Genomic DNA, 24,057 nt, shown 5'->3' on the forward strand with positions numbered 1-24,057 from the left:
CATATGTGCGCGCCATGAATAACCCTTCGTCCTTCGACCGCTATGTCGAAACCCCCGCCGGCCGTCTCTTCGCCCGCGAATGGAAGGCCGCCCCGGCAAATGGTCTTGCGCCGTTCGTCCTGTTCCACGACAGCCTCGGTTCGGTCGAACAGTGGCGCGATTTCCCCGCACAGCTCGCCGCGGCCACCGGCCGCACCGTGATCGCATATGACCGGCTCGGCTTCGGGCGGTCGGACCCGCATCCGGGCACGCTCCGGAACGACTTCGTGCAGGACGAGGCGCGCTCGGGTCTGGCCCCGATCCGGGCGGCGTTCGCGATCGATCGCATGATCCTGTTCGGGCACAGTGTCGGCGGCGGCATGGCGATCGCGAGCGGCGCGGCGTTCCCCGTCGAAACCGACGCGATCATCACACTGGCGGCGCAGGCCTTTACCGAAGACCGGACCCTCGCCGGCATCGAAGCGGCGAGGATCGCGTTCGAGGCCGAAAGCCAAGTCGAACGCGTCGCCAGATATCATGGCGACAAGGCGCGCTGGGTGCTCGACGCCTGGATCGGGACCTGGCGGAGGCCCGCCTTCGCGACCTGGTCGCTCGACGACGAGCTTCGCCGGCTACGCTGCCCGGTGCTGGCGCTGCACGGCGATCACGACGAATATGGCTCGAACGCGCATCCCGAACGCATCGCCGCGCTCGCCGGCGGCCCGGCCCGCGCGGTGATCCTCAAGGACTGCCACCACATGCCGCATCGCGAGATGCCGGATACGGTGCTGAACCTGGTCCGGGATCTTGTGCGGACGGTCTAGCGCGACAACGGCGTCCTAGCTCGCAGGATCGTATGCGAATTCGCGCAACTCCTGTGCGCAACGGCATGCGACCGCGATCCGGCGCGCCCATTCGACCGCCTCGTCGCGCGTTGGCACCTCCAGCACCAGGAACCCGCCATTCAGCCGGCTGCCCGGATAGGTCTCGCCCGATACCGATCCGTCGCCGGAGACCCGCACCGGCGCGACGCTCTCGTCGATCCCGCCGCCGAATACATAGACTCCCGCGGCCTTGGCCTCCTCGACCACCGCATGCGCGTCGATCGACACGGCCGGAAGCTCGTCTTGTGAGACCTGCATGGCCTCGGCGGGGAAGGAGATGAGGTATTTGGTCATGCCGCGATGATGTCGCGAAGATCGGGCCGCAGCAAGCGGGCAGGGTGGATGCGCTGCGCGATTGGCAGGCGCGTGCGACATCTCCGGTTTGCCGGAGCGCCGCGTGGCATCGACATGCTCGCCGTTGCGCTGGCGGATCTGCAATCGCGTCGGAAGCATCGCCGCAACATCGACCTCCACCTGTTCCTCAATGCCCTTCGCCCTGCCTTCCGCCGTCCGGTACGGTTGTCCTCACCCGCTGAAACCCGTCAGCCGTGTAAGTCACGGGATAACCGTAATAACCTGGTGAAGTTTTCCTACACGAGCCAAATGGGTTATACTGCGATCCTCGGCATTGGACGGGAAAGCGAAAGAGAACAGGATGCACCGCGCAGCCAATTCAAGTGTGAACTTTGCCGGCCGCCGTTCGTGCTATTCGCGCCAGCTCTTGTCGGTGCGGTCGACCAGCCGCACCATTGCGGCAAAGTCGGCCGCGCCCGGGGCGATCGATGCCTGCGCCATGTGCAGGTCGCGCTGATGCACCGCGACCACCTCGTCCGGCACCACCAGCGGCTTGCCCATCGACAGGGTGGCGAGCTGGATCTCGCAGGCGCGTTGCAGTGCCCAATGCTTGACGAACGCCTCGGGCAGGGTACGGCCCATCGCGACGATGCCGTGGTTGCGCAGCAGCAGCATCCGCTTGTCGCCCAGATTCTCGATCAGCCGGTCGCCTTCCTCGTCGCGCACCGTCACGCCCTCGAAGTCGTGATAGGCGATCTGCCCGGCGAAGTTGCAGGCGTAGAAGTTGATCGGCTGCAGCCCGCCCTCCAGGCTGCTCACCGCCATCCCCGCGGTGGTGTGGGTGTGCATGATGCAATGCACGTCGGGCAGGTTGCGGTGGAACACCGAATGCTGGACGAAGCCGGCGCGGTTGACGAGGTACGGGCTGCCGTCGAGCTTGTTGCCGTCGATATCGATCTTGACCAGGTTCGACGCCTTCACCTCGCTGAAATGCAGCCCGAACGGGTTGATCAGGAACGCATGATCCTCGCCCGGCACCTTCAGCGTGATGTGGTTGTAGATCATCTCGGACCAGCCGAGCATGTCGAACACGCGGTAGGCGGAAGCGAGCTGCTGGCGCGCCTCCCATTCGGCGTCGGTCATGACGCGGCTGGTCTCGGCGGCGGCGGTGGCCATGATACCCTCTCCGTTTTTCGTGGTTGCGGTATGTATGCCATGAAGCGGCGGGGCAGGGCAACTTGCGTTGCGCGGGCGAAGCCGCTAGGGGCCGCCGCAGTCATCTGGGGAGTAGCCAGCCGTCTTGCGACGGGCCTCCGCGTCAACACACTTGGTCGAGAGGCCATGGCGCGAAGGGAACAGGGACTTGCGTCCCGTTCGGGCGAGACCAATGGCGCCATGCTTTCCGCTCAGGCTGGGCGGGAGGGTGTGGTGTCGTTGGAACTTCGCACCGCCCGGCCTGGAGACCTGTCTTGGAAGCCTTCCTCACCTCTACCGCGCTGGTCGCGCTCGCCGAGATCGGCGACAAGACGCAGCTGTTGGCGATTGTGCTGGCCACCCGTTTCAAGCGGCCGATGCCGATCATCCTCGGCATCCTCGTCGCGACCCTCGCCAATCATTTCCTCGCCGCGCTGGTGGGGCAGCAGGCGGCGGCTTGGCTGGAAGGGGCGTGGTTCCGCTACCTGATCGCGGCCTCCTTCATCGTCATGGCGGCGTGGACGCTGATCCCCGACAAGCTCGACAATGAGGATAGCAAGCCTTTGAAATACGGTGCATTTGCGACCACGGCTATCGCCTTCTTCCTGGTCGAGATGGGCGACAAGACCCAGGTCGCGACGATCGCGCTCGGCGCCCGCTTTGCCGAGGTCGGCTGGGTCACCGCCGGAACCACCCTTGGAATGATGATCGCCAATGTTCCGGCGGTCTTCCTCGGCAACGAGCTGGTCAGGCGCGTCCCGCTGCGCACCGTCCGTATCGTCGCGGCCCTCATGTTCCTGGCCATCGGCATCTGGATGCTCGCGCAGACTGCGCTGGCCGGATAGGCTGCGCGGTATGAGTGACATGCGAACCTGGCTGGCCATCGAGACCGGCGGCACCAAGCTACTCGCGCGGCTGGTGCGGGATGAAGGCGTAGTCGCCGAAGCGCGCTGGCCGACCACCAGTCCGGAAGCGGCGGAGGCGGCGTTGCTCGCCTTCGCCGGGCGCACGCCGCTGGCGGGCGTGGGCATCGCCGCCTTCGGACCAGTCGTCGTCGATCCCGCCGCTGCCAACTATGGCGAGGTGCTGGCGACCCCCAAGCCCGGTTGGACTGGCGCCAATCTGCGCGCCGCGCTCGAACAGGCGCTGGGCGTTCCGGTCGCGATCGATACCGACGTCAATGCCGCCGCACTGGCCGAGGCTGCGGCGGGCGCCGGGCAGGGCTGTTCAAGCCTCGCCTATGTCACCGTCGGCACCGGCATCGGCGCCGGTCTCGCGCGCGACGGGCGAACGCTGACGGGCGCGCTGCACCCCGAAATGGGGCACGTCCCGGTGCTGCGATTCGAGGGGGACCCGACCCCGAGCGCTTGCCCCTTCCATTCGGGCTGCGCGGAGGGGATGGCGGCTGGCCCGGCAGTGCAGCGGCGGCTCGGCGGCAAGCTACTCGAGGACTCGCCCGCCGATTTCGCCGCGGTTGCGGACTATCTCGGCCAGCTCTTCGCGACGATCGTGCTCGCCTGGTCGCCGCACCGGATCGTCGTCGGCGGCGGTGTGATGGATGTACCCGGGCTCGGGAAAGCGGCAACCGTGCGGATGCGCGTGGCACTCGGTGGCTATGGCGTCGGCAGCGCGGTCGGCGAGGCGGATTTCATCCGCTCCGCTGCGCTCGAGCATGCCGGGCTCGAAGGCGCGCTGATCCTCGCCCGGCAGGCCGCGGCGCGCGCCGGCTGACGCACGCCGCGAATTGCTTCACTCGCCGTCGCGGTCGAGCGGCATCACCTCGATGAAGCGGTTGCGCGCGTCGAAGCGGCAGCGGAAGCGCTTGATTCCTTCGCGGCCCTTGTCCGCCGTGCCCTCGATCCGGGTGCCGCCACCTGGGGCGGCGGCGAGCCTTCCGGTGCGGACATAGGCCGGGCGCAGGCCATAAAGGCCCGCTGCCTCGCCCCGGCAATAAGCGGCCATGTTGCCTGCCGCGATCGGTTGACCGGAACCGATGCCGCCCGGGCCGCCGGGACCACCCGGACCTCCGCCGATCTGCCCGCTCACCCCGATATCGAGCGAATAGCTTGCGCTCTCGCCACGCCGCGCGGCGTTGCGCATCAGATAGACGCGAATCCGATAGTCGCCGGTCTGCGGCAGCCGTCCGCTGAAGCTGTTGCCTCCGTTGGAGCCGATGAACATCGCGCTCTGCGCGCCCGGCGCGATGACGTTGAAATAGGCGGATGCGTTGCCGCTGCGCATGTTCACCCGCATCGCCTGCCCTGCTCGCGCATTGATGATGTAATCGACGGTCGAATACCCACGGATCGTTCCGCGAACGACCTGGGATGTGGCGCCGCGTGGAAACTGCACGCGCTCGCTGCGGGCCGGCGACTGGGCAACGGCCGGCACAACGATGCACAGGCTGGCGGCGGCAAGCATCAACGGTTTCTGCATCTGGACTCTCCTGGGCAGGGATGGCGCCGGGAGAACGCTATCATCGACTGTTTGTTGCGCGAACCGAACAATATCGCAGCGCCATGCCCCGCCGGGCATCACGCGGGCCGGATCCGGGCGCGCCGTCTCGATCTTTAATCTTCGGGTAACCATGCTTCGCCATTGTCGATGCGGCGAAACGGGGGCGGGCTGCGCCGGTCCGGCAATTGGAAACGGTCTATTAATGGCAGATCTTGGGCTCGCCCCTGCTCGGGCAGCGTTCAGCGGGAGAACGTTTCTTCGTCCGGCCTCTGCCTGGGATTGGATCTGCGCTGCGCCGTTGCTGATCCTCGCGATTCTGCTGTTCGCCCGGCCGGGCCTTCCCCTCGACGACGCCTATATCACGCTTCACAATGCGCGAACGCTGCTCGCCGGGGGCACGGACCCGGTCTATGCCGGCTCGACCGCGCTGACTGGCGCCACCAGCGCGATCCATCTCGTCCTTATCGCGATCCTGGGACTGGCAATGCCGCTCGAGCTTGCGTCCAAGTTCGTGACACTGGCGGCGATCCTGCTCTACGCCGCTGGCCTGATCGTGCTGCTGCGCCGCTTGCAGTGTCCGCCAGCCGCACGCGCGATACTCCTCATCACCGGCTTGATGGTCGGCTATATGCCCTATAATCTGCTCAACGGGCTGGAGAGCGGGCTGGCGGTCGCGGCGATCGTCTGGGGGCTCGTGCTGATCGACAGCAAGTGGCTGCCGCTGCTCTGCGGAACGATGCCCTTCGTGCGCCCGGAGCTCGCCTTTCTCGCCGCGCCGCTGTTCTTCTATCGCTGCTGGCTCGACCGGCGCGACCTGCGCCGGCTGGTAACCAACGGAGCGCTCGCGCTGGCCGCAGCGTCGCCATGGCTGATCTTCTACACCGTCTATACCGGCTGGCCGATTCCCAATACCGGCGGCGCCAAGGTGGCGTTCTTTGCAGAAACGACGCTGGGCTGGCGGGCGCGACGGGGGATCCTGATCGGCGTCGTCATCTCGTGCCTGTTCGGTCCGCTCTGGCTGTCGATGCCGGCGCTGGCCCGCCGGCCGGCCGGGCTTTGCGCGCTCGTCTTCCTGATCTGCTGGATCGGACTGACCGCGCTCGTCTTTCCGGGCGGCCTCCACCATAACTGGTTTCGTTATGTGAGCATGATCCTGCCCGTGTTGCTGCTCGGCTGGGCGATCATCTTCGCGCGCAAGGCCGCCTGGCATCCGCCGCTGCTCGCGCTGCTGTTGGGCTGGACCTTCTTCACCGGCGCGATCGGCGTGCGGAGCTATCTGGACCGGTCGCATACCGAGGCGCTCGATCGCGCCGCACAGCTCATCGGCACGAAGTTGCCGCGCGATTCCGTCATTCTGGTCCATGACGCAGGCTATCTCGCCTGGGCCTTGCCCGGTCATCGGCTGGTCGATGTGGTGGGCCTCAAGAGCACCGCGAGCATGACATGGCACCGCCGGTATACCGCGCAGACCGGGAAGCGCGACGTGGCGCTGAACGGGATCGCGCACGGCGCGAAGGCGCAGTATCTGGTCGCGCTGGCCGATCCTCCGGGCTTCTGGGGCGAGCTGGCGCTGGCGCTGAAACGGTCGGGGTGGACGCTGCAGCCGCTCTCGCCGGTCAAGGACTATGAGTATGTGGTGTACCGCATCGATCCGCCGGGGCGGACCGTGCCGGACACCGGCAACGCTGCGCCGCAGCGCGCGCGATAGGGACAATCGATGTACGCTTCGCAAGACACCCAGCCATCCGCGACCGCCAAGCACGCGCAGGTGGAGCCGGCTGCCACCGCGGCGCTGCCGTGGTGGCTGTATCTGATCTTCTGCGCGCTCAGCGTCGTACCGTTCATCGCCGTCGCCAACCCGCCGATTGTCGATTTTCCCAACCATGCGGCCCGGTTGGGCCTGCAATGCGCGATGGGCGATCCCGTCGTCTCGGCGATGTACGGCTTCAGGCTTGGGCTCATTCCCAATCTGGCGGCGGACCTGATCAACGCGCCTTTGTGCGGGATCGCGGCGCCTGCACTGGTGCTCAAGGGGACGATCATCGCCGCATTGGCCATCCTCTATTGCGCGTGCTGGCAGATCCAGCGTTCTCTCTACGGGGCCACCAACCCGTTCCTTCTCTTCGTGCCCGCCATGAGCCTCAACGTGGTCACCACCATCGGGTACATCAACTTCCTGTTTGGCGTCGCGATCGCGGCCGCCATGATCGCGCTTGCACTCGCGCGGCCACGGATGCGGTCGCTGGTGCTGATCGGCAATGCGGGCGGCGTCCTGCTGTTCTTCGCCCACATCTTCGCACTGGCCTTCGCGGTGGTCTTCTTCTTTGGATGGTTCCTGAAATGGCCGATACGGTTGCGCGGCCTCATCGAGGCCTGGCTGCGGACGCTCGCGATGTTCGCGGTTCCGCTTGCGCTGATCCCGTTCGTGCCGAGCGAGAGCGCCGAGCTCTCCATCGGCTATATGGCGAAGACGAGGGCATTGTTCGCCCCCTTCCTGGTCCATTCAGGTGCGCAGGCGATCCTGATCCCCGTGGCGCTGGTGGTGCCATTCTATCTCCTGTGGCGGCATGGCCGGATCGCGCTGCACCGACGGATGCGATTGCCGCTGCTGATGGTCGCGATCTACATCGTGATCGTCCCGTGCCAGTTGCAGGATGCGGTCGATATCGACTCCCGGACTTCCGTAGCGCTTGCCTATCTGCTGTTCGCGTCGCTGGCCCCGGCGGGGGTTGGCCGGCCCGTCGCGAAGCTGCTTTCGCTGCTGGCGGCGGTCCCGCTGATCGCGCATCTCGTCACCGTGGTGGCGGTGTGGGCGCCGTTCAGCCGCCAGGTGGACGAATTCCGTACGGCGATTGCGGTGCTGCCTGCGCATGCCACGATCCTGAGCGTCGGCGCGGATGAGGGGGATACCCGCACCAACATCGCACCGACGGTAGCGTACAGCCACCTCGCAAGCTATGCCACCGCGGACCGGCGGGTCTTCAACCCGCTTGAGTTCACCGGGATCGGCATGCAGCCCCTGCATGCGACAGGCCGTTTCGTCGATTATGACGTGCCGGCGTCGATGCCGCTCCCGGTCGAGGCGGCGATCGCGCTCAAGCTGCCCGACGCGCTGACGCGCTATCCGGTGCTGTCAAAACAGGTCAGCTACGCGCATCGCTGGCCGGAGCGCTTCGACTATGTCGTCTATTATCACTTCGGGACCAATCCGAACTTCGATCCGCAGGCGTTGCGCATGGTCAGGCAGGGCAGCTTCTTCTCGCTGCTTCAGGTGCGGCGCCCCCGATAGAAAGGGTGCGGGTTTAGCGTTTCGTTAACCACAGTCGTGGGATTGCCTTCGCAGCTTGATGAGGGGGCGGAACGGTGAGTGTTGCAACTGCAATTCGGCCAGACGAAGCAGGGGAAGTCTCACCTTCGGAAATCCGCGGCTTCTATCCGCTCGTCCTCGATCTAGATGGTACGCTGCTTCGCACCGATCTGCTCCTCGAATGCGCACTGCAGTTTGTACGCACGCGTCCATTGCGGGTCTTCCTGCTCCTGTGGTGGGCGCTCCACGGGATCGCATATCTGAAGCAGCAGCTCGCCGAACGGGCCGAACTCGCCATCGACCTGCTCCCAGTTAACGAAGCGCTAGCCGCCTATGCGCAGACCGCGGCCGACAATGGGCGCGAGGTAATCATCGCGACCGCGGCGAACCAGCTTCTTGCGCAGCATGTGTGCGATCGTTTCGATTTCGCGCGCGAGGCGCTGGCCTCGACCGCCGAGCTGAATTTGAAGGGCAAGCGGAAGGCCGAGGCGCTGGCCGCACGCTATCCGGACGGATTCGTCTATGCGGGCGACGCAGCTGCGGACCTGCATGTCTGGCGTGCTGCACGCTTCGCCATCTTTGCCGGCGACGACGCTGGCGTCTTCAACCGGGTCAAGGCGCTGGTTCCGGTCGAAGCCCATTTCCAGCGTGAGCGCGCCGGTCTGACCGGCTGGATGAAGGCGCTCCGTGTCCATCAATGGGCGAAGAACGGGCTGATCTTTCTGCCGATGATGCTGGCCGGCGTGCTACTCGATCTCAATGCCTGGCTGGCCTGCACGCTGGGCTTCGTCGCGATGGGTGTCACCGCCTCGGCGACCTACCTGCTCAATGACCTGATGGACCTGCAGGAGGATCGCCGGCACTGGAGCAAGCGCAACCGCGCGCTCGCTTCCGGCACGATTAGTATTCCTGCCGCGACACTGGCTTCGATCTTTCTTCTGGGAGCAGGCTTCGGCCTAGCCATGCTGGCGGGCGGCCTTCCGACGCTGGCGCTCGTCCTGCTCTATTGCGCGGCCACGCTGACCTATTCGCTCTATCTCAAGCGGGTGCCGCTGCTCGACGTGACTGTGCTGGCGGGACTCTTCACGCTGCGCCTGGCGGTCGGCGCGGTGATCGTCGATGTCCGGCTTTCGGCTTGGCTGATGGTATTCTCGATGTTCCTGTTCTTCTCGCTGGCGCTGGCCAAGCGTTCGATCGAGCTTACGCGGACGATCAGCCGGGGATCGGCGATCACGGCGATGCACGGGCGAGGCTATGTTCCTGCGGACGCACCGTTCGTCTCGACGCTGGGTGTGTCTTCCGCGCTCACCGCGGTCGCGATCATGGTACTCTACCTGATCCACGAGGCCTTCCCCAGCGCGCTCTACAGCCATCCGGAGGTGCTCTGGGCCGCACCGGTCCTGATCGGGCTCTGGCTCGGCCGGATCTGGCTGCTTTGCACTCGTGGCCAGCTCAACGACGATCCGGTGCAGTTCACCGTGCACGACCGGGTCAGCATCCTTCTCGGCGCCGGCGTGATGTGCAGCTTTGCCGGCGCGGCGCTGTTGCGGTGAGCATGGCGTTCCACCCCGATAGCGGGGTTTCGTCGTGGAGCCGTGTCGGGAAGCGCGAACACCGGGTCGGCCGGCCGCGCTTCGCTGCGGAGCTAACAGCCTGGAACCAAAGCGGCCGCGATACCCGCCTGGCGATCGGCAATGGCCGTTCCTACAGCGATGTCGGGCTTTGCGACCGGGGCAATCTGATCGCGATGGGCGGGCTTGATCGCTTTCGCAGCTTCGATCCCGAAACCGGGATCCTGGTCGCGGAAGCGGGTGTGATGCTGGACGCGATCCTGGAGACGTTCGTTCCGCGCGGCTTTTTCCTGCCCGTCACGCCCGGCACGCGGTTCGTGACGCTGGGCGGTGCCGTCGCCAACGACGTCCATGGCAAGAACCATCACCGCGCAGGCACCTTTGGCCGCCACGTCCGGAGCATCGTGCTGGAGCGTTCGGACATGGGCCGGGTACGCGTTTCGCCGGGCGAGAATCCGCAGCTCTTTGCCGCGACGATCGGCGGGTTGGGACTGACCGGCATCATCGTCGAGGTCGAGCTTCAGCTCCAGCGGATCGCGTCGTCGCAGCTCGACGTGGAGACCATCGCCTGCGTCGATCTAGACGCTTTGTGCGACACGCTGGAGCGGAGCGAAACCGGTTTCGAACACAGCGTCGCATGGATCGACTGCACCGCACGCAACGGGCGCGGTATTGTCAGCCGTGCCAACTGGGCCGAGACGGGACCGCTTTCTGTTCATGCGCCGCCCCGGCGATCGGTACCCGGAATCGGTGTTCCGACGCCGCTCAATCCAATGACGCTCAAGCTGTTCAACGGCGCCTATTTCACGATGGGGCAAATGCGGGCGGGCCGGGCGCAGATCCATTATTCGCCGTTCTTCTATCCGTTGGACGCTATCCTCAACTGGAACCGGCTCTACGGAAAACAGGGCTTCTACCAGTATCAATGCGTGATCCCGGCAGCGGCAGGGCGAGCGCCGCTGGCGGCCCTGCTCGCGGAGATCGCTGCGTCCGGCGAGGGATCGTTGCTGGCGGTGCTAAAGACGTTCGGAGACCTCCCGAGCCCCGGCATGCTGTCCTTCCCGACGAAGGGGCTGACGCTGGCCCTCGATTTCCGCAACCGGGGCGCGGCGACCCTCTCGTTGTTCGATCGGCTGGACCGCATCGTCCTCGAAGCGGGCGGCCGGCTCTATCCGGCCAAGGATTTGCGCATGCCGGCGGCGCTGTTCCGGGCGGGCTATCCCCAATCGAAACAATTTGAAGCGATGATCGACCCGTGCTGTCGATCCGATTTCTGGACGCGAGTGGCTCAATGACGAAACGGATCCTTGTTCTGGGTGCAACCTCCGAGATCGCGGAGGAAACGGCGCGCCTTTATGCTGCGGAGGGCGCGCGGTTCGTCCTGGCGGGGCGCGATCCTGTGCGGCTTGCGGACATCGCCGCGGATTTGCGGGTGCGGGGCGCCAGCCTGGCAGAGGTCGATGCGGTCGACCTTGCCGCGGCGGATGTGGAAACATGCACGCAGCGATGGATCGGCATTCTGGGGGGGCTTGATCTGGTCCTGCTCGCTTATGGTGTTCTGGGTGATCAGCGGATCGATGAGGCGGACCTTTCGGCAGCGGCGGCGATGATCGATACCAACTTCCGTTCGGCCAGTCTTTGGTGCCTCGCCACGGCCCGTCATCTGGAGGCGGCCGGAAGCGGCACGCTGGCGGTGATCGGATCGGTTGCAGGGGATCGTGGCCGCCAGTCAAACTACCTCTATGGCGCGACCAAGGCGGGTCTCGCGGCGCTGGTCGAAGGGATCGCACACCGGCTCGCGCCGACGGGTGCGCGGGCGGTGCTGATCAAGCCTGGCTTCGTCGATACCGCCATGACCGCGCATATCCAGCCCAAGGGCGCATTGTGGAGTTCGCCGGCGAAGATCGCCGCGCGGATCCGCAAGGCGGCCGACGGGAAGGGGACGATCGTGTACGCGCCCGGCTATTGGCGCCTGATCATGACCATCGTCCGCTCGGTCCCGACACCAATCTTCCATCGCACGAAGCTCTGACATGGCGCTCGCGGCCCCCGCGATCGATCGCATACCGGTTTTCGTCCGGTTCCTCGCCTGCGGCGGCGTCGCCGCCCTGGCAAACTGGGGGTCGCGCTTCCTGTGGAGCCTGATCCTGCCGTTCAGCCTGGCGGTGGTCGCCGCCTATGGCGTCGGCATGGTCGTGGCGTTCTATCTGTTCCGCGCCTTCGTATTCGATTCCGCGCGGCCGATCGGCGGGCAGGCGCGGGACTTCTGCCTGGTCAATCTGTTCGGGATGGCTGCGACGGTCGGCGTCGCCTGGCTGCTGGTCGAGGTGCTCTTTCCAGCGGTCGGCATGACCTTTCACGCCGAAGCGATCGGACATGCGATCGCGATCGCGACGCCGGTCGCGACAAGCTGGGTCGGCCACCGCATCGTCACGTTCCGCTAGGTCGAAAGGGTCATGCGACCCACTGGCTGAGATCGTCCTGTTCGCCGATCAGTGCCAGCCCGTGCGCGATCGAGGTCAGCTCGCCGCCGGTCGCGATCCGCTCGGCGCCGAAGCGGCGTTCGAACAACATGCGGATAGCGGGGATCAGTGACGAGCCGCCGGTCAGGAAGACGCGGTCGATCCTCTCGGCCGATGTCGCAGCCCGGTCAAGTGCGAGGTCGAGCGCTGCCTCGATCCGGCGCAGATCACCGGCGATCCATTGCTCGAAATCCACGCGCCGTACCGGTTCGGCGATGGTCACACCGCCGCCCTCGAAGCGGAACTGGGCTTCGGTATCGCTCGACAATGCACGCTTGAGCTCTCCGACCGCGTCGTACAGCGGGAAGCCCTGCTCATGCTCGATCAGCGCGATCATCCGGCCGATCGGTTCGGGATCGATCGTGTCGCGTTGAAGGCGGCGCAGTTCTTCGAGCGTGCGGCGGTTGCGCATCAGCGCGAGCCGCGACCAATCGGCGAACTCGGTGAAATAGCCGCCGGGGATCGGCAGCAGTTTGCCGAACGAGCGGTAGTTCCCGCCCTTGCCGAGCAACGGAAGCACGAGATGATCGACAATGCGCTGGTCGAACCGGTCGCCCGCGATCCCGATGCCGGCCGAACCGAGCGGTTCGCAGCGGCGCACTGCCCCCGGTTCGGCAACGCGGACGATCGAGAAATCGGTGGTGCCGCCACCGAAGTCGGCGACCAGAATCATCGCGGGCTCGGTGAGCCGGGATGCATAGCTATAGGCGGCACCGAGCGGCTCGTAGACATAGTGAAGCTCGATTCCGAACCCTTCGAGCATCGCGTCGTAGCGCTGGCGGGCGAGGGCGGGATCGGGACGGGCGCCAGCATATTCGACCGGGCGTCCGACGATCACGCGGCGAGGACGCTCGTTCAGCGCGCCGTCGGCATGCACGACGAGCTTGGCCAGGAACTTCTGTCCCAGATCCTCGAAGCGGAACGGTTTGCCGAAGATCTGCGCGCGCTCGAACAGCGGGCTTGCCGCGACGCTCTTGAACGACTGGACGAAACGGCTGTCGAGCGGTGACTGGAGGAACTCCCTGATTGCCCAGGGGCCGGCCTCGTGCGCGATCCCGTTCCAGCCGCGTTCTTCTTCCCAGAAACAGAGGGCAGTGCGGAACACGGCGCCGGCATTGCCCGCAAACTCGACAAGCCGGGAATCGCCGTGGCCGTCGGCCAGCGCGACGACCGTGTTGGTTGTACCGAAATCGAGCCCGAGCGCGCCCGGGCGTATGGCGCTGTCCACGCGCATCTCCTGTTCTGGTTCGGAGGCTCGAAGGCACCGCGGCAATGCGCGAATCACACCGAGCGGCGGCCCACCTAGCTGAAGTTTCGGGCATTTCGAACCCGCAACGGCTCTGTGCCTCCTGCGGTTTTGTTTCCATAGTGGGATTTGGAATCACCACTTGGTCAGGGAGACGCCTATGCGGAAACTCGTGCTGAAGACCTTCGCCGCCGCATTGCTAGCAAGCGCCCCGGTTGCGAGCGCGCACGCAAAGGCGTCGGCTGCCCTCAAGAAGGAGGTCGCCGCGGGCATCGATGCCCGCGCCAAGCTGGTGCAGGAGATGGTCGATTCGGTGTTCAGCTTTCAGGAGCCGGGATTTCAGGAATTCCGGACGATGGAGTATCTGACCGCGATCCTCGAGAAGAACGGCTTCAAGATCGAGAAGGGGGTCGCCGGCATCCCCAGCGCCTGGACCGCGACCTGGAGCAACGGGGAGGGACCGGTGGTCGCGCTCGGCTCGGACGTCGACGGTCTGCTCGGCCTTTCGCAGATACCGGGCATTCCCCAGGTCAAGCCGATCGTTCCCGGCGCCCCAGGCCATGGTGAGGGACACAATGCCGGCATGCCGCTGATCGTCGCTGCAGCACTCGCGACCAAGGACGTGATGAGCAAGCACAACATCAAGGGCAAGCTGATGCTGTGGCCTGGCGTCGCGGAGGAGCTGCTCGCGACCAAGGCCTATTATGTTCGCGCCGGGCTGTTCAAGGACGTCGACGTCTCGATCTTCACCCATGTCGCCTCGAGCTTCGGCACCAGCTGGGGCGATCTCGGCAACACCGGCATGGTTTCGGTCGAGTATAACTTCAAAGGCCTGACCAGCCATTCGGCGGGCGCGCCTTGGGCCGGACGCAGCGCGCTCGACGGTGTCGAGCTGATGAACATCGGCTGGAACATGCGGCGCGAGCATCTCCCGCTCACCCAGCGTTCGCACTATGTCATCACCAACGGCGGCAGCCAGCCCAACATCGTGCCGGGCGAAGCGACGGTCTGGTATTATTTCCGCGAGCAGAATTTCGATTCGATCCGCAAGCTGTTCGAGACCGGGAACGAGATTTCGGAGGCCGCGGCCAAGGCGACGGGCACCACCGTCTCCCGCCGTATCCTGGGCTATGCCGCGCCCAACCACGCCAACCGGCCTTTGGCGGAGGCGGCGCAGGCCAATATCGAGCTGGTCGGCATGCCCAAGTGGAGCGCCGACGATCAGGCGTTCACCAAGGCGGTTCAGGAGGGGCTGAAGTTCAAGGTCGAGCCGCTAAAGACGACCGTGGACAAGCTCTCCACGCCCGAGAAGCGCGGCCGTTCACTCGGCGGCGGCTCCGATGATATCGGGGACATCATGTGGACGGTGCCGACCATCACGATCCGCTTCCCGTCGAACATCCCCAACATGATTGGCCACAACGTCACCGCGGCGATCGCGATGGCCACGCCGGTCGCCCACAAGGGCGCGGTGGCAGGGGCCAAGGCGGTCGCGATGACAGTGCTCGATGCCATGACGACGCCCAGGCTCGTCTCGGACGCCAAGGCCTATTTCCGCGACGTCCAGACCAAGGATCAGAAGTATGATCCGGTGCTCACCGCGGCCGACCAGCCAGCTATCCATCTCAACAAGGAGGTGATGGAGCGGATGCGGCCGGAACTGAGCAAATATTATTACGACCCGGTGAAGTATCCGAGCTATCTCGACCAGCTCGGTGTCAAGTATCCGACGCTGACGCCGGTCAAGGATTGAGCGCGGTCCCGTCCGGATCGGTTCCCGGCCCGCATCTGCGGGCCGGGAAGTCTGCTGCCCAGCGGGCGGCAGCAGGTTCGGTCAGTACATCGCCCGGCCGCAATTATAGGCCGGGACGCGGCCGGTTCCGGATCCGATGAAGCCCGAATAGCGCACATCGTCCCGGGCCAGCGCGTTCAGATACTCCTCGATATTGGGGTAGCCGTCGCCATCGGCATCGGCATTCGCATCCCAGACATTGGGGTTGGTATTGGTGAAGCGGCGTTCCCAGTCGTCGGGCATGCCGTCATTGTCGCTGTCGGTCTTGGCGGCCCCCTGCGTCAGGTTCGCCCAGCCGCCGGACTGCGCCACAGTCGATGTCCAGCTCGACGCGAAGAGATAGGGTGCGCTGTCGCAGGTGCGCAGGTCATCGACATAGAGCGCATCGACATTGTCGCGGCACCCGCCGTCGCGGCACAGGTCCGCACCGGCATAGGCCATGACGTCGCGCATCGCCTGTTCGGGCGAGGTGATCTGGCTCGGGTCGAACATCAGCGATCGTCCGGGTGCGAGCGCGTAGCTGCTGTTCTGCACGACGTTGAGTCCGCTGCGCGAGCAATCGGCGACACCCGCGGGCGTCACGGCGCAGATGGTGGTGGGCACGACATGAGTGATGAAACCCGCCGCATTGACGAAGGGGTCGGTGACGGTCGATCCGAACTGCCCGGCAATCCGTGTGCGCGGGGTCACGTTGTCGCGCGCATAGACGTTGAACCCGAAGTTCAGCGCGCCACCCGGCGTATAAAGACCGATCAGATAGTTGCCGTCGCTCGCATTGTAGCGCGGCCCGCGCAGGCTGACGTTGCCGACATAGTTTGCATAGATGCTGCCGAACTGGTTGGAGAGCAGTCCACTCTCCGCGATGAAGTGGTAGAGAACATTGTTGAAGATGTCGGCCTGGCCGGTATTTCCGGCGGTGGGCGGGTTGGTTCCGGCCGCCAGGTTGATCCCACGCTGCTCGCCATGTTGCGACAGATTGTGTGCGATGGTGATGTTGTTGGCCGGCTTCAGGAAAAAGGTCTTGCAGTGCAGCGACGAGCTATGGCCGGCGTTGAGGCAGATATTGGGACCGATGATCGACCATTGAACCGTGCAGTTGTTGCAGGCGGTATCGAGGCTCTCGTCGGTGCCGAACATCGTCGAGACGTGATCGATGATCTGGTAGCTGGTGTCCTGCAGCCGGATCGGATCGCCATTGTCCGACGACCGGCCGGGGTGTTCGCCCAGCCGTGTGCGGACATGGCGCAGGATCATGTGATCGCCGCCGCGCCGCGTGTCGATCAGCGAATCCACCGGATTGTAGTTGGCGCCCAGCCGAAACTCGATGCCGCCCGGTGACGTCTGGCCGGCGATATAGATCTTGGGCGTGGTTATCTGTGCGGGCGATTGAAGGATGATCGCGCCGGCGACGTCGAAGACGCAATAGCGCGGTCGTCCGGCGGGGATTGTGTAGGGTGTATTGACGGCCAGCGCGAGCGCGCACTCGCGATAGCTGATCTTCCCGTCGTTGGGGTTGGCCACGTCGTCCAGCGTGTCGATCTTGTACACGACGGCATTGGCCGCACGGACCGAGGTGTTTCGGCCGAACCCGATCGCGGTGGGAAAGGCGAGCGGGTGTAGGGCGCGGTCGGGAATAGCCCCATTGTCGGGATTGGCGAAAGCGGCGGCGGCGCCGGCAGGCGGTTGCGATCCTTGCACTGTCACGGTCGCCGAACCCGCCGCTGTGCCGGAGGGGAAGGTGCAGCTCAGCACGTAGTTGGTGGTGGCGCCCGGAGTGACGGTGACGCTTCCGCTGGCGGGCTGAGCGCCGCTGAAGGATGCGCCGCCGCTGGCTGTGCAGCCAGTCGCGCCTGAAGAGGCGGTCCAGCTGAGAACGATCGAAGCGCCGGGCGCGACCGTTGTGGACGAGGCGGTGAGGGTGACGGTTGCCGTGGGGGAAGGGGTGACTACCGGAGGCGGGCTGGGCGAGGGCGTCACCACCCCGCCTGTGCTGCTGCTGCCACCGCCACCACCGTCGCAGCCGGCCATCAGCAAGACGAGCGTCAGCGCTGCTTGCAACCGAACGGGCCGATCCCGTCGCAGATCGGATACTGCCATATACTTACCCACAACTTTCCGGAGCCCTAAACCAGAGTTGCTTCTAGTGGCGCGCCCTTCGGCTCACCAGTTGGCCAAAGGGACAGGGCGATGTCGCGATGCGGCAGCGGATCGGTGCGCGCGGGGGGCCGCGCAGCTCGTTCGTGCAGCAATTTCCGGGCGTTGGGCCGTTGCGGCTCCGAGCGGTTCGAAGCTGCAGGCGCGATATATGGTTGCCAATTCGCGTCGGGCCGACTTTTGCGATCGACGATCGGTGCTGCTTGATGCGCCGCCGGTGCAGCTTGCTACGTAATATTCCTACTCGCGCGGCTGCAAACCGGCCTTAGATTGGCGCCGCGATTCCAGCGGTCCGCACGGAAAGGCACAAAGCCGGGGTTCAATCGTAAGCCTGTGTTCCCGGGCCTCGATACCGGTCCTGCTGTCTGCGCAGCATCCATCTTGAGTACCGGCGGGTGATTGCATTCTTCGAATCTCCAGCCAGCTGCGGTGTCGGTTCGGTTGACCTGGAACGTGCGGAAGCCGGTTACACATGCAACTGAAGGCGTGACGTTGTATGAATGCAGTCGCCCGGCGCGCGCGCGCGCCACGTCTCCTCCTGGTCGAAGGCAACGATGCGCTGCGGCGTGGTTTGCAACTGCTGCTCACCGGGCAAGGCTATCAGGTCTATGCCTTTTCCAGGATAATGCGCGCGCTGGCGGATCCGCTGGTGATGACTGCGAGCCATCTCGTCATCGATCATGTCCTGCCTGAAGCGGATGGCGTGGAGGCGCTCAATCTCCTGCAGTTGCACGGATGGAGCGGGCGCGCGGTGCTGATGACGACCTGCTATACGGCGAATCTCCGCCGGACTGCGCTCCGTGCGGGATTTGCCGCGATCCTGCCAAAACCATTCTCGGACGCGAACCTGATCGAAGCCCTGCACGGCGAACCTGCGGCGACATGACCTGTTCCGAGACAGGGGGACGCGCCGCGGAATTTGCGCGATTCTGGACATATGGTATGGCGTAGCTGCTGGCCGGTGGACTGGCGCAGGCGCAGTTTTGCCGCGTCGGTTGCTCACCGTCTGGCGGGGGCCACATGAAAGCTGAAGGGAAGTCCATCAGCGATCGTATCTGGTTCGGCTACGGATTGGCGATAGTTGCCGTAGCCGTGGCAGCGCTCGTGCGCCTGGCGTTCGACCCCTGGGTGCCGGGGCGTGGCTACTTCCTGTTCTTCGGCGTCGCGGTTCTCGCCACCGGTGCGTTTGCAGGGCGTGGGCCCGCACTTCTTTCTGCCGTGGCTTCGATCGTTGCCGTCAGGGCATTGGGGTGGTTTCCCGAGCCGCTCTGGTCGCCGGTATTATTCGTCTTCGTGCTGGCGTCGGGACTGACCATCTGGGTGACTGGGCATGTCCGGTCGCTGTATCTCAAGGCGATAGAGAGCGAGCAGCGGGCCGAACTCCGGGCGGCGCGCGCCGATCAGCTGGCGGAGGAACTCAACCTGCTGATCGATGGCGCCAGCGGCTACGGCATCTACATGCTCGACCCCGATGGGAATGTGACGATCTGGAACAAGGCGGCCGAGCGCCTTCTGGGCTGGAACGAGGCAGAAGTGGTCGGCCGACATTATGGGCTGTTCTTTCCCGAGGAGACCGTTGCCGCGGGGCGGCCTCAACTCGATCTTGCGCGCGCGCGCAAGGAAGGGCGGCTCGAGAAGGAAGATTGGCGCGTCCGCAAGAACGGTTCGGAGTTTCTCGCTCACATCACGGTGACCGCGCTGCATGACAAGCGAGGCAAGCTCAAGGGATTTGGCAAGGTCATTCGCGACGTGACCGAACAGCGCGCAGCCGAACAGAAGCTGGCTGCCAGCGCGTCGCACCTCCGATCGATCCTCGCCACTGTTCCCGACGCGATGGTCGTGATCAACGAGTCTGGCAAGATCCTGTGGTTCAGCGCCGCTGCCGAACGGCTGTTCGGCTTCACGGAAGCGGAGGTCATCGGGCTCGATGTCAGCTGCCTGATGCCGCCGCACCACAGCGAGCGTCATGGCGACTATATCAGGCACCATATCGCCACGGGCGAAAAACGCATCATCGGCATCGGGCGTACGGTGAGCGCCAGACGGCGTGACGGTAGCCTGTTCCCGATCGAGCTCGCCGTCGGCGAGGCGATCTCGGACGGTGCGCGCGTCTTTACCGGCTTCATCCGTGATCTAACCGAGAAACAGGCCGCCGAGCACCGCGTCAACGAATTGCGTTCCGAACTGGTCCATGCAGGCCGGGTGAGCGTGATGGGAACAATGGCCTCGACCCTGGCGCATGAGCTGAACCAGCCCATCACCGCGGTCGCGACCTTTGTGCGCGGTGTCCAGAAGCTGCTGCACGAAGAGGGGGCTGGCAACCGCGACATGATCGAGCGGGGGCTGGACGGCGCCTATGAGGAGGTGTTGCGGGCGGGGGGAATCATCCGGCGTCTGCGCGAATTCGTTGCACGCGGCGACATGGAGAAGACGGTGGAAGATCTGGTCACGCTGGTCGATGAGGCCTCTAAACTGGCTCTGATCGACGCGCGCGAAAAGGGGATCCGGGCCCAGTTCGAAGTTGACCGCGCCGTACGCCTGGTACTCGTCGACAAGATCCAGATCCAGCAGGTGCTCATCAACCTGATGCGCAATGCGATGGAAGCGATGGGACAATCTGCGGTGCGGCTTCTCACCGTGTCGAGCAAGTCCGACGAAGGCGGCTATGTTCGCGTGACCGTGGCCGATACCGGGCCCGGCGTGGCCCCGGAAATCGCGGAGAATCTGTTTCGAGCCTTCAACAGCACCAAGTGCGATGGCCTTGGCCTTGGCCTTTCGATCTGTCGTACCATCGTCGAGGCAAACGGGGGGCGCATCTGGATGGAGCAACGGCCCGAAGGGGGCGCACGTTTCCACTTCACACTGGTCCGCGCCGACAGGGAGATTCCCGAATGACCGACCGGCTTCTGGTTCATGTCATCGACGACGAGGAAAGCATCCGCCGCAGCGCCAGCTTCTTCCTCAAGACTTCAGGCTATGCCGTGCGAACATGGGAGTCGGGCGTACGGTTCCTCAGGGAAGTCGATCGCGTCGAGAATGGTTGCATCCTCCTCGACATCGGCATGCCGGAGATGGACGGACTGGAGGTCCAGCAGAAACTCAATGTGCGCGGCGTCACGATGCCGGTCATCATGCTGACCGGCCATGGCGACATCGCCATGGCCGTGAAGGCGATGAAGGCGGGGGCGATCGACTTTCTCGAGAAACCCTTCGAGACCGACGCTCTAGAAGACGCGATCCACCGAGCGTTCGAACGGCTCGCCGCAGTGAGCCGGGCAACGGGGCGGGTGGCCGATGCCGAAGCGGTGATCGGCGTGCTGAGCGAGCGGGAGCGCGAGGTGTTGGAAGGGCTCGCGCAGGGCTATCCGAACAAGACCATCGCCTATTATCTTGGCATATCGCCCCGTACGGTCGAGGTGCACCGAGCGAACATCATGGCGAAGCTGCAGACCCGCAGCCTGTCGGGGGCGCTGCGCATCGCCTTTGCCGCGGGGATGGGTGAAGGGCGCGCGTGAAGTCGCGTTACGCGTCGCCACGATCCTTCGCGAACAATTCGGCGATTATCCGGTCGGCGGCCTCGTCGGCCGAGCATTGCGTGGTATCCACCCGCAGTTCGGGCGCCTGTGGTGCCTCATAGGGGCTGTCGATACCGGTGAAGTTGGCGAGCTCGCCGCGCCGGGCCTTTCGATAGAGTCCCTTCACGTCGCGCGCCTCCGCATCGGCCAGTGGCGTATCGATGAAGATCTCGACGAACTCGCCATCGGGAAGCATCGCGCGGACCATCTCGCGTTCGGCGCGGAAGGGGGAGATGAAGGCGGCGAGCACGATCAGCCCCGCATCGGCCATCAGCGCCGCTACCTCTCCCACGCGGCGGATATTCTCGACCCGGTCGGCATCGGTGAAGCCGAGGTCGCCATTCAGCCGGTGCCGGACATTGTCGCCGTCCAGAAGGAAGGTGTGATAGCCGAGCGCGTGCAGTTTCTTCTCGACCAGATTGGCGATGGTCGACTTGCCTGCTCCCGAAACTCCGGTGAGCCAAAGGACTCGCGGCGCCTGGGCCTTCATCGCAGCGCGTTGTTCGCGGCGGACCTCCAGGGGTTGCCAATAGATATTGTCGGCACGGCGCAGCGAGAAATGGAACATCCCGCCCGCGAGGGTGCGGTTGGTTTCCCGGTCGATCAGGATGAAGCTGCCGAGCGTGTTGCACTCGACATAGGGGACGAAGGGGATAGCGCGATCGAGCCGGAGGGTGACGGTTGCGATCTGGTTGCACTCGAGCATGCGTGCGCAAGCATGGCCCAGCGTCTCCAGCTCGACCGCATGCTTGATCTGGGTCACCGTCGCACCGACTGTGGCGCTCGCCGTCTGCAGGAGGTAGCGGCGTCCGGGTAGCATTGGCGCTGTGTCGAGCCACACGAGCGAGGCCTCGAACTGGTCGGAGACCTGAACTGGCGTGTCGGCGGCGGCAATCAGGTCGCCACGAGCGCAATCGACATCGTCGGTTAGGGTGAGCGTCACCGACTGGCCAGCGCGGGCCAGCTCGAGGTCGCCGTCCATCGTAACGATGCGTGCGACGCGGGTGCTTTGCCCCGAAGGCAGGATGCGCACTGGATCTCCCGGGCGGACGGTTCCGCTCGGAATCGTGCCTGCAAGGCCGCGAAAGTCCTGATTGGCCCGGTTGACCCATTGCACCGGCATGCGGAACGCTTTGGTCGCGTCGGTCGTGACATCGACCTCCACGGTCTCCAGATGCGCCATCAATGTTGGGCCGGGGTACCATGCCATCGCTTCAGACCGGGCGACGATATTGTCGCCGTTGCGGCCCGAGATAGGAATGGCGGTGAAGCTGGAGATGCCGATCCGGCGCGCGAAATCGGCATAGTCCTTTACCGCCGCGTCGAACGATTCCCGCTCATATCCAACGAGGTCCATCTTGTTCACCGCCAGTACGATATGGCGGATACCGAGCAGGTGGACGATATAGCTGTGGCGCAGGGTCTGGGTCAGCACGCCCTTGCGCGCATCGACCAGGATCACCGCGAGGTCGGCGGTCGAGGCGCCGGTCACCATGTTCCGCGTGTACTGTTCATGCCCCGGGGTGTCGGCGACGATGAACTTGCGTTTCTCGGTCGCGAAGAAGCGATAGGCGACGTCGATCGTGATGCCCTGCTCGCGCTCGGCGGCGAGACCGTCGAGCAGGCTGGCGAAGTCGATCCGCCGCTCTTGCGTCCCCGGGGCGGGTGCCTCCGCTTCGAGGGCGGCGAGCTGATCCTCGAACAGTAGCCTTGCGTCGTAGAGCAGCCGGCCGATCAGCGTGGACTTTCCGTCATCCACCGACCCGCAGGTCAGAAAGCGCAGCAGCGAGGGTTCGTGGCGCTGGGCGAGGCAATCCTGCAGATTCGAAGCGATCACCCGATAGGGTTCGGCCATCAGAAATACCCTTCCTGTTTCTTGCGCTCCATGCTGAGGCCGTGCTCCTGGTCGATTGCCCGGCCAAGGCGCTCGCTGGTCGTGGCGAGCAACGTCTCCTCGATCAGGTCCGTCAGGGTCTTCGCCCTACTCTCCACCGCGCCGGTGAGCGGGTAGCAGCCGAGGGTGCGAAAGCGGATCGAACGAGTCACCGGCACTTCTCGATCGGCGAGAGGAAAGCGGGCATCGTCCACCATCAGCAGGAGGCCGTCGCGGAAGACGGTCGGCCGCGGTGCCGCAAGATAGAGCGGCACGATTTCGATCTGCTCCGCCTGGATGTATTGCCAGATGTCGAGTTCGGTCCAGTTCGACAGCGGGAACACCCGCAAGCTCTGGCCTCTCGCGATCCTGGCGTTGTAGAGCCTCCACAGCTCGGGGCGCTGATCGCGCGGATCCCAACGGTGATCCCGGTCGCGGAAGCTGAAGATCCGCTCCTTGGCTCGGCTCTTCTCCTCATCGCGCCGGGCACCGCCGAACGCGGCGTCGAAACCATATGCGTCTAGGGCCTGCTTCAGTCCCTGCGTCTTCCACATCTCGGTGTGGAGTTCGCCGTGATCGAACGGATTGATCCCGCGCGCGAGCGCTTCCGGGTTCCGGTGGACGATCAACCTCATCCCGGCGTCGGCGGCCGCGCGATCCCGGTAGGCATACATCGCCTGGAACTTCCAAGTCGTATCCACATGCAGGAGCGGAAAGGGCGGGGCGGCGGGGTAGAAGGCCTTGCGGGCAAGATGCAGCATCACGGCGGAATCCTTGCCCGCCGAATAGAGCATGACAGGGCGCGCAGCCTGAGCGACCACCTCGCGCAGGATGTTGATGCTCTCGGCTTCCAGTCGCTCGAGATGCGAGAGCGTTGGCAGAAGCGGCGGCGTTGGACGCATGATATCTTCCGTTGCTCGGCCTCGGATGACAGCCAGCATGGCGGTTCCGGTCGGCGCTGGAAATTGCAACACCCGCTGATGGGGCGGCGAAGGCGAGGTAGCCCGGAAGTAGCGAGACGGCCCGGCCGCAACTTGCCGGGAGGCCTTCGGTCTGTGCATGCACGCGGCCCGCCTCACCTGCGCCTTGCGCTCTCTGCCGCGGTGCAATCCCCAACAAGGGTCACTCACCTCCACCAATGCGCCCGCACGCGGGCGCTGCGATCCGCTACCCATCGATCACGATCGAGCGGCAATCGGAGTCGATGGG

Annotated in this window: 20 protein-coding genes and 1 riboswitch; of the genes, 13 read left to right on the forward strand and 7 right to left on the reverse strand. The window is 65.1% G+C overall.

Annotated elements, in window-relative coordinates; genetic code table 11:
* The first annotated feature begins 14 nt into the window (after positions 1–14).
* Positions 15–803, forward strand: a complete 789-nt coding sequence (locus BDW16_RS20035) for an alpha/beta fold hydrolase (RefSeq protein WP_066581475.1) — start codon at positions 15–17, stop codon at positions 801–803.
* A 15-nt stretch (positions 804–818) separates the two neighbouring features.
* On the opposite strand, the gene BDW16_RS20040 is transcribed toward BDW16_RS20035, so the two are convergent.
* Together BDW16_RS20040 and BDW16_RS20045 are read right to left on the reverse strand one after the other, a co-directional pair.
* Positions 819–1,157 carry a YciI family protein gene (locus BDW16_RS20040; RefSeq protein ID WP_066581520.1) on the reverse strand — a complete coding sequence of 113 codons (339 nt, stop codon included), beginning with the start codon at positions 1,155–1,157 and terminating at the stop codon, positions 819–821.
* A gap of 411 nt (positions 1,158–1,568) precedes the next feature.
* Positions 1,569–2,333 carry a class II aldolase/adducin family protein gene (locus BDW16_RS20045; protein ID WP_066581472.1) on the reverse strand — a complete coding sequence of 255 codons (765 nt, stop codon included), beginning with the start codon at positions 2,331–2,333 and terminating at the stop codon, positions 1,569–1,571.
* 93 nt (positions 2,334–2,426) lie between these two features.
* Positions 2,427–2,610, forward strand: a riboswitch (yybP-ykoY riboswitch).
* Positions 2,611–2,626: 16 nt separating this feature from the next.
* Here BDW16_RS20045 and BDW16_RS20050 point away from each other — a divergent pair.
* Together BDW16_RS20050 and BDW16_RS20055 are read left to right on the forward strand one after the other, a co-directional pair.
* On the forward strand, positions 2,627–3,196 hold the full coding sequence (locus tag BDW16_RS20050) for a TMEM165/GDT1 family protein (RefSeq protein ID WP_066581470.1): 570 nt from the start codon (positions 2,627–2,629) through the stop codon (positions 3,194–3,196).
* A gap of 10 nt (positions 3,197–3,206) precedes the next feature.
* Positions 3,207–4,082: an ROK family protein gene (locus BDW16_RS20055; RefSeq protein WP_198585809.1), complete on the forward strand. Its 876-nt coding sequence runs from the start codon at positions 3,207–3,209 to the stop codon at positions 4,080–4,082.
* Between the two features lie 18 nt (positions 4,083–4,100).
* Here the strand turns inward: BDW16_RS20055 and BDW16_RS20060 are convergent, their stop codons facing one another.
* Complete coding sequence (locus BDW16_RS20060; protein WP_066581463.1) at positions 4,101–4,787, reverse strand: hypothetical protein; 687 nt, start codon at positions 4,785–4,787, stop codon at positions 4,101–4,103.
* A 319-nt stretch (positions 4,788–5,106) separates the two neighbouring features.
* On the opposite strand from BDW16_RS20060, the gene BDW16_RS20065 reads away from it, so the two are divergent.
* The 6 genes from BDW16_RS20065 to BDW16_RS20090 all read left to right on the forward strand — a co-directional run bounded on the left by BDW16_RS20065 (position 5,107) and on the right by BDW16_RS20090 (position 12,130).
* Positions 5,107–6,516, forward strand: a complete 1,410-nt coding sequence (locus tag BDW16_RS20065; protein ID WP_066581461.1) for a hypothetical protein — start codon at positions 5,107–5,109, stop codon at positions 6,514–6,516.
* A 9-nt stretch (positions 6,517–6,525) separates the two neighbouring features.
* Entirely contained in the window at positions 6,526–8,097 is a 1,572-nt protein-coding gene (locus BDW16_RS20070; RefSeq protein WP_066581460.1) for a hypothetical protein, read from the forward strand.
* A gap of 74 nt (positions 8,098–8,171) precedes the next feature.
* Complete coding sequence (locus tag BDW16_RS20075) at positions 8,172–9,668, forward strand: UbiA family prenyltransferase (protein ID WP_083954459.1); 1,497 nt, start codon at positions 8,172–8,174, stop codon at positions 9,666–9,668.
* Positions 9,669–9,670: 2 nt separating this feature from the next.
* Positions 9,671–10,981 (forward strand): FAD-binding oxidoreductase, encoded by a 1,311-nt coding sequence (locus tag BDW16_RS20080; protein ID WP_066581455.1) that lies wholly within the window; start codon positions 9,671–9,673, stop codon positions 10,979–10,981.
* The gene (locus tag BDW16_RS20085) at positions 10,978–11,718 is read left to right on the forward strand and encodes an SDR family NAD(P)-dependent oxidoreductase (protein WP_066581453.1); all 741 of its coding nucleotides are present in this window, start codon (positions 10,978–10,980) and stop codon (positions 11,716–11,718) included. Before BDW16_RS20080 ends, BDW16_RS20085 begins: the two co-directional genes overlap by 4 nt.
* A 1-nt stretch (position 11,719) precedes the next feature.
* Positions 11,720–12,130, forward strand: a complete 411-nt coding sequence (locus BDW16_RS20090; protein WP_066581451.1) for a GtrA family protein — start codon at positions 11,720–11,722, stop codon at positions 12,128–12,130.
* A gap of 10 nt (positions 12,131–12,140) precedes the next feature.
* Here the strand turns inward: BDW16_RS20090 and BDW16_RS20095 are convergent, their stop codons facing one another.
* Entirely contained in the window at positions 12,141–13,442 is a 1,302-nt protein-coding gene (locus tag BDW16_RS20095) for an Hsp70 family protein (protein ID WP_066581449.1), read from the reverse strand.
* A gap of 172 nt (positions 13,443–13,614) precedes the next feature.
* On the opposite strand from BDW16_RS20095, the gene BDW16_RS20100 reads away from it, so the two are divergent.
* Positions 13,615–15,207: a peptidase dimerization domain-containing protein gene (locus BDW16_RS20100; RefSeq protein ID WP_066581447.1), complete on the forward strand. Its 1,593-nt coding sequence runs from the start codon at positions 13,615–13,617 to the stop codon at positions 15,205–15,207.
* An 81-nt stretch (positions 15,208–15,288) separates the two neighbouring features.
* Here the strand turns inward: BDW16_RS20100 and BDW16_RS20105 are convergent, their stop codons facing one another.
* Positions 15,289–17,274, reverse strand: coding sequence for a hypothetical protein (locus BDW16_RS20105; RefSeq protein WP_125958848.1), 1,986 nt, complete (start codon positions 17,272–17,274; stop codon positions 15,289–15,291).
* 622 nt (positions 17,275–17,896) lie between these two features.
* Here BDW16_RS20105 and BDW16_RS20110 point away from each other — a divergent pair.
* The 3 genes from BDW16_RS20110 to BDW16_RS20120 all read left to right on the forward strand — a co-directional run bounded on the left by BDW16_RS20110 (position 17,897) and on the right by BDW16_RS20120 (position 20,915).
* A complete protein-coding gene (locus tag BDW16_RS20110) occupies positions 17,897–18,286 on the forward strand; it encodes a response regulator (RefSeq protein ID WP_066581445.1) in 390 nt (129 codons plus the stop codon).
* 134 nt (positions 18,287–18,420) lie between these two features.
* On the forward strand, positions 18,421–20,295 hold the full coding sequence (locus tag BDW16_RS20115) for a PAS domain S-box protein (RefSeq protein WP_066581443.1): 1,875 nt from the start codon (positions 18,421–18,423) through the stop codon (positions 20,293–20,295).
* Positions 20,292–20,915 carry a response regulator transcription factor gene (locus BDW16_RS20120; protein ID WP_066581441.1) on the forward strand — a complete coding sequence of 208 codons (624 nt, stop codon included), beginning with the start codon at positions 20,292–20,294 and terminating at the stop codon, positions 20,913–20,915. Before BDW16_RS20115 ends, BDW16_RS20120 begins: the two co-directional genes overlap by 4 nt.
* 7 nt (positions 20,916–20,922) lie before the next feature.
* On the opposite strand, the gene cysN is transcribed toward BDW16_RS20120, so the two are convergent.
* Together cysN and cysD are read right to left on the reverse strand one after the other, a co-directional pair.
* Positions 20,923–22,830, reverse strand: coding sequence for a sulfate adenylyltransferase subunit CysN (cysN, locus tag BDW16_RS20125; RefSeq protein ID WP_100362811.1), 1,908 nt, complete (start codon positions 22,828–22,830; stop codon positions 20,923–20,925).
* Complete coding sequence (gene cysD / locus BDW16_RS20130) at positions 22,830–23,750, reverse strand: sulfate adenylyltransferase subunit CysD (RefSeq protein ID WP_066581013.1); 921 nt, start codon at positions 23,748–23,750, stop codon at positions 22,830–22,832. The genes cysN and cysD overlap by 1 nt, the downstream gene beginning before the upstream one ends.
* Positions 23,751–24,057: the final 307 nt, after the last annotated feature.

Origin of the sequence: Sphingomonas koreensis, from assembly GCF_002797435.1 — a bacterium.
In the GTDB taxonomy this organism is placed as follows: domain Bacteria; phylum Pseudomonadota; class Alphaproteobacteria; order Sphingomonadales; family Sphingomonadaceae; genus Sphingomonas; species Sphingomonas koreensis.

Coding starts and splice junctions, on each gene's coding strand:
- BDW16_RS20100 (WP_066581447.1), top strand. CDS start 13,615: ATGCGGAAACTCGTGCTGAAGACCTTCGCCGCCGCATTGCTAGCAAGC.
- BDW16_RS20080 (WP_066581455.1), top strand. CDS start 9,671: ATGGCGTTCCACCCCGATAGCGGGGTTTCGTCGTGGAGCCGTGTCGGG.
- BDW16_RS20120 (WP_066581441.1), top strand. CDS start 20,292: ATGACCGACCGGCTTCTGGTTCATGTCATCGACGACGAGGAAAGCATC.
- BDW16_RS20095 (WP_066581449.1), bottom strand. CDS start 13,442: ATGCGCGTGGACAGCGCCATACGCCCGGGCGCGCTCGGGCTCGATTTC.
- BDW16_RS20090 (WP_066581451.1), top strand. CDS start 11,720: ATGGCGCTCGCGGCCCCCGCGATCGATCGCATACCGGTTTTCGTCCGG.
- cysN (WP_100362811.1), bottom strand. CDS start 22,830: ATGGCCGAACCCTATCGGGTGATCGCTTCGAATCTGCAGGATTGCCTC.
- BDW16_RS20040 (WP_066581520.1), bottom strand. CDS start 1,157: ATGACCAAATACCTCATCTCCTTCCCCGCCGAGGCCATGCAGGTCTCA.
- BDW16_RS20110 (WP_066581445.1), top strand. CDS start 17,897: ATGAATGCAGTCGCCCGGCGCGCGCGCGCGCCACGTCTCCTCCTGGTC.
- BDW16_RS20105 (WP_125958848.1), bottom strand. CDS start 17,274: ATGGCCGGCTGCGACGGTGGTGGCGGTGGCAGCAGCAGCACAGGCGGG.
- BDW16_RS20070 (WP_066581460.1), top strand. CDS start 6,526: ATGTACGCTTCGCAAGACACCCAGCCATCCGCGACCGCCAAGCACGCG.
- BDW16_RS20115 (WP_066581443.1), top strand. CDS start 18,421: ATGAAAGCTGAAGGGAAGTCCATCAGCGATCGTATCTGGTTCGGCTAC.
- BDW16_RS20035 (WP_066581475.1), top strand. CDS start 15: ATGAATAACCCTTCGTCCTTCGACCGCTATGTCGAAACCCCCGCCGGC.
- BDW16_RS20085 (WP_066581453.1), top strand. CDS start 10,978: ATGACGAAACGGATCCTTGTTCTGGGTGCAACCTCCGAGATCGCGGAG.
- BDW16_RS20055 (WP_198585809.1), top strand. CDS start 3,207: ATGAGTGACATGCGAACCTGGCTGGCCATCGAGACCGGCGGCACCAAG.
- BDW16_RS20060 (WP_066581463.1), bottom strand. CDS start 4,787: ATGCAGAAACCGTTGATGCTTGCCGCCGCCAGCCTGTGCATCGTTGTG.
- cysD (WP_066581013.1), bottom strand. CDS start 23,750: ATGCGTCCAACGCCGCCGCTTCTGCCAACGCTCTCGCATCTCGAGCGA.
- BDW16_RS20045 (WP_066581472.1), bottom strand. CDS start 2,333: ATGGCCACCGCCGCCGCCGAGACCAGCCGCGTCATGACCGACGCCGAA.